This is a genomic window from Mesorhizobium sp. M7A.F.Ca.ET.027.03.2.1 (assembly GCF_003999175.1).
In the GTDB taxonomy this organism is placed as follows: domain Bacteria; phylum Pseudomonadota; class Alphaproteobacteria; order Rhizobiales; family Rhizobiaceae; genus Mesorhizobium.
The window spans coordinates 1-3,030 of sequence record NZ_RZOM01000768.1 but is presented as its reverse complement, the minus strand read 5'-3'; the positions used below and the strand labels follow the sequence as shown (position 1 = coordinate 3,030).

General features: G+C 63.0%; 4 protein-coding genes. 2 read left to right on the top strand and 2 right to left on the bottom strand.

Annotation, left to right across the window (positions count from 1 at the left end; genetic code table 11):
* Positions 1-54 precede the first annotated feature (54 nt).
* Positions 55-450, bottom strand: coding sequence for a VOC family protein (locus EN750_RS26490; protein WP_127323280.1), 396 nt, complete (start codon positions 448-450; stop codon positions 55-57).
* Position 451: 1 nt separating this feature from the next.
* Complete coding sequence (gene erpA, locus EN750_RS26485) at positions 452-799, bottom strand: iron-sulfur cluster insertion protein ErpA (protein ID WP_013531288.1); 348 nt, start codon at positions 797-799, stop codon at positions 452-454.
* A gap of 90 nt (positions 800-889) precedes the next feature.
* Here erpA and EN750_RS26480 point away from each other — a divergent pair, with 90 nt between their 5' ends.
* Together EN750_RS26480 and argS are read left to right on the top strand one after the other, a co-directional pair.
* A complete protein-coding gene (locus tag EN750_RS26480) occupies positions 890-2,104 on the top strand; it encodes a deoxyguanosinetriphosphate triphosphohydrolase (RefSeq protein ID WP_127398369.1) in 1,215 nt (404 codons plus the stop codon).
* 75 nt (positions 2,105-2,179) lie between these two features.
* On the top strand, positions 2,180-3,030 hold an 851-nt coding region (argS, locus tag EN750_RS26475; RefSeq protein WP_127398367.1), incomplete at its 3' end, for an arginine--tRNA ligase.

Sequence of the window (3,030 nt, the reverse complement as noted above, 5' to 3'; positions counted from 1 at the left end):
CGCGGACACCGTTGATGTTCCAGGTGACGATTTTCATGGCGGGCTCGATGCTGTTCAGTTGGATTCTTGCGGCGGATGGCGTTCGACGAGGCCAATCGTATTGCCAGCCGGGTCCTTTAGGAAGGCCATCCATTCGCTTTCCCCCGCTGGACCGAACTGGCCCTCCGTGTCGCGATGGACAAGTGTTGGCGGCGCGGTGAAGGGTACGCCTGCCGCGACCGCAGAGGCATGGAAGTCATCGAGGCCCGATATGTCGAGATAGACGGTTCCGGCCGGTATGCCGTCGGTGAACAGCAGCCTGATATCGCCGGCCATGATGAAGGCGATGCCCGGCGGATCGAAGCGCGCATGAACCGCCATGCCGAGCACGTCGCGCCAGAAAGCCAGCGTGGTGTCGAGATCACGGCCAGCCGACAGCGCGATCTGACGAACCGCACCAATGGCAGGCATTCTATATGGAGAAACTCGTGCCGCAGCCGCAGGAGGCGACGGCGTTCGGATTGCGGATCTGGAACGACTGGCCCATCAGATCGTCGACGAAGTCGATCACCGAGCCGCCCATATAGACCAGCGACAGATCGTCGATCAGCACGGTGGCGCCGTCCTTCTCGATGGCGACGTCGTCGTCGTTGCGCGTATCGACCAGGTCGAACTTGTAGGAGAAGCCCGAGCAGCCGCCGCCTTCGACCGACACGCGCAGCGCCGTCTTGCCGGCCTCGTTCGAGACAATCCTGGCGATCCGCTTGGCGGCGGCCTCGGTCATATCGACTTTCATGGCAGTCTTGGCATCAGCGCCCATGGGCGTCACCTTGCTTTCGGTTTCACATGATAGGTATGAAGCGCGAGGGGCCAAGTCAACCTGGCTAAGTCAAACGCGGCAGCATCAGCCATGACCAACGAGTTGGGCGACATCGGATTCGGCTATCGGCCGCGCGCCGCCTATGCCTGCGATCCGGCAAAGTCGCGCGGACGGCTGTTCGACGAGGTGGAAAGCCCGACGCGCACGCCATTCCAGCGTGACCGTGACCGCATCATCCATTCGACGGCGTTCCGGCGGCTCAAGCACAAGACGCAGGTCTTCATCGCGCATGAAGGCGACCATTATCGCACCCGGCTGACCCATTCGATCGAAGTGGCGCAGATCGCGCGTGCCCTGGCACGGGCGCTGCGCGGCGACGAGGATCTCGCCGAGGCGGTGGCGCTGGTGCATGATTTCGGCCACACGCCCTTCGGCCACACCGGTGAGGACGCGCTGAACGAGAAGATGGCCGCCTGGGGCGGTTTTGACCACAACGCGCAATCGCTGCGCATCGTGACGAGGCTGGAGGCGCGCTACGCCGAGTTCGATGGGCTCAACCTGACCTGGGAAACGCTGGAAGGCCTGGTCAAGCACAATGGGCCGCTGACGGACGCCAACGGCAAGGGTCTGAAAGGGCCGGTGCCGCAGGCGATCCGTGATTACTCTGAACTGCACGATCTCGAACTCGACCGGTTTGCCGGCATCGAGGCGCAATGCGCGGCGATCGCCGACGATATAGCCTACAACACGCATGACATCGATGACGGTTTGAGGGCAGGGCTGCTGACGCTGGACATGCTGGAGGAGGTTTCGCTGCCGGGAACGATCCTGAAAGGCGTTCGCTCACGTTATCACTCCCTCGATGATGTGCGCACCGGCCACGAGCTGATGCGGCGGCAGATAACCGCCATGGTCGAGGACGTGATCAAGTCCACGACCGCCAATCTCGATCGCATCAGGCCGCGGAGCGCCGATGCGGTGAGGGCAGCCGGCGAGACGATGGTGGTTTTCTCGGCCGAAATGGCTGCCTTGGAGAAAGAACTGAAGGCCTTCCTGTACAAGCACCTCTACCGGCACGCGGAGGTCATGCGGGTGCGCGCGGACGCCGAGCAGATCGTCAAAAATCTGTTCGACGCCTATTTCGCCGATCCGCGCGCCATGCCGGACGGCTGGCGCGAGGGGTTGGATCGGGCCGACGACCGCATCAAGGCGCGCAGCGTCGCCGACTTCCTGGCGGGTATGACCGACACCTACGCGCTCAAGGAACACCGGCGTTTGTTTGACCATACGCCTGAATTGGGCTAGGGCGGGCTCGATTTTGCCGGCCAACGAGCCGGATTCGCTGCAAAGCCGCCAGAGCCAGACCCCAGAGTCACACAAATGAACATCTTCGCCGATTTCACCGCGCGAATCATAAAAGCCGTCGAAGCGCTTGATCTGAAAGACAAAGACGGCGTTTCGCCTGACCTGTCGCGCATTGCCGTCGAGCCGCCGCGCGACGCCAGCCACGGCGACCTGGCGACCAATGCGGCGATGGTGCTGGCCAAGCCGACCGGCCAGAACCCGCGCGCGCTGGCCGAAAGACTGGCGCAGGCGCTGCGCGACGACAAGGATGTCGCGGCGACGGAAGTGGCTGGGCCCGGTTTCGTCAATCTCAGGCTGAAGGACGGCTTCTGGCAGGCACATCTGACCGCACTGCTCGGCGAGGGCCGCAGCTATGGCCGCTCGACGGTTGGCGGCGGCAGGAAGACCAATGTCGAATATGTCTCGGCCAATCCGACCGGGCCGATGCATGTCGGCCATTGCCGGGGTGCTGTCGTCGGCGACGCGCTTGCCAATCTGATGGCCTTCGCCGGCTACGACGTGACCAAGGAATATGTCATCAACGACGCCGGCTCGCAGATCGACGTGCTCGGCCGTTCCGCATTCCTGCGTTACCGCGAAGCGCTGGGCGACGACATCGGCGAAATACCTGCCGGTCTCTATCCCGGCGATTACCTGGTGCCTGTCGGCCAGGCACTGGTCACGGAATTCGGCCGCTCGCTTCTGCAGATGCCCGATGACGAGGCGCTCGCCATCGTCAAGGATCGCACCATCGATGCGATGATGGCGATGATCCGCGAGGACCTTGCGATGCTCAACGTGCATCACGACGTGTTCTTCTCCGAGCGCACGCTGCACGCCGACAAAGCCAGGAAAATCCGCTCTGCGATCAACGATCTGACGCTGAA